This is a genomic window from uncultured Limnohabitans sp., assembly GCF_937889215.1.
GTDB lineage: Bacteria > Pseudomonadota > Gammaproteobacteria > Burkholderiales > Burkholderiaceae_C > Limnohabitans_A.
In genome coordinates this window covers 1-1,125 of record NZ_CALBEX010000362.1, presented here as the reverse complement: position 1 = coordinate 1,125, position 1,125 = coordinate 1, and the positions used below count along the sequence as shown (strand labels likewise).

The window sequence follows — 1,125 nt, the reverse complement described above, 5'->3', positions numbered from 1 at the left end:
TCGAGCACCTGACCCAGCACGCTGCCGCCCATGCGGCTGCGGCCTTCACCCAGGTCGATCAGCAGCAAGCTGGTGTCACCCTCTTGTGCGTCCAGCTGCGGCGTGAACGTGCCGCGCACATCGGGCAAGCTGGCAAAGGCGGTGATGATCAGGCTCACGGGCGAAGTGACTTTGTGGGTCTGACCTTTGTCGGTCCACTGCGTGCGCATCGACAAGCTGTCTTTGCCCACGGGGATCGAGATGTCGAGCGCCGGGCACAGTTCCATGCCCACAGCCTTGACGGTTTCATAGAGTGCCGCGTCTTCGCCCGGCTCGCCACAAGCGGCCATCCAGTTGGCGGACATCTTGACGCGGGGCAGCTCGATGGGCGCAGCCAGCAAATTGGTGATGGCTTCGGCCACAGCCATGCGGCCCGAAGCGGCGGCGTTGAGGGAGGCCAGCGGCGTGCGCTCGCCCATGCTCATGGCTTCACCCGCAAAGCCTTGGTAGTCGGCCAGGGTCACGGCCACATCGGCCACGGGCACTTGCCAAGGACCCACCATCTGGTCGCGGTGCGTGAGGCCACCTACGGCGCGGTCGCCAATGGTGATCAAAAAGCGCTTGGACGCCACCGTGGGGTGGCTCAGCACGTCGATGACGGCTTTTTGCAAACTCACGCCGGTCAAGTCCATCGCGGGTGACTGGCGCACCACGGTCTTCACATCGCGATGCATCTTGGGCGGCTTGCCCAGCAGCACGTCCATGGGCATGTCGACGGGAGACTCATGGCCTTTGTCTTCAAGCACCAATTGGCGCTCATCGGTGGCCACGCCAATCACCGCAAACGGGCAACGCTCGCGCTCGCAAAAGGCGGTGAACTGCGCCAAAGACTCGGGCGCAATCGCCATCACATAACGTTCCTGGCTTTCGTTGGACCAGATTTCTTTGGGCGACAGGCCGGACTCTTCGAGCTTGACCGCGCGCAAATCGAAACGTGCGCCACGGCCCGCGTCATTGGTCAATTCAGGGAAGGCGTTGGACAAACCCCCTGCGCCCACATCGTGGATGGCGAGGATCGGGTTGTGGGCACCTTGCGCCCAGCAATGGTTGATAACCTCTTGCGCCCGGCGCTCGATCTCGGGGTTG

General features: G+C 63.3%; 1 protein-coding gene. It reads right to left on the bottom strand.

The annotated features are described in order from the left end of the window. Nucleotides 1–1,125, bottom strand: a 1,125-nt coding sequence (locus tag Q0341_RS09280; RefSeq protein WP_299512431.1) for an AIR synthase-related protein, incomplete at both ends; no start/stop codon positions are given.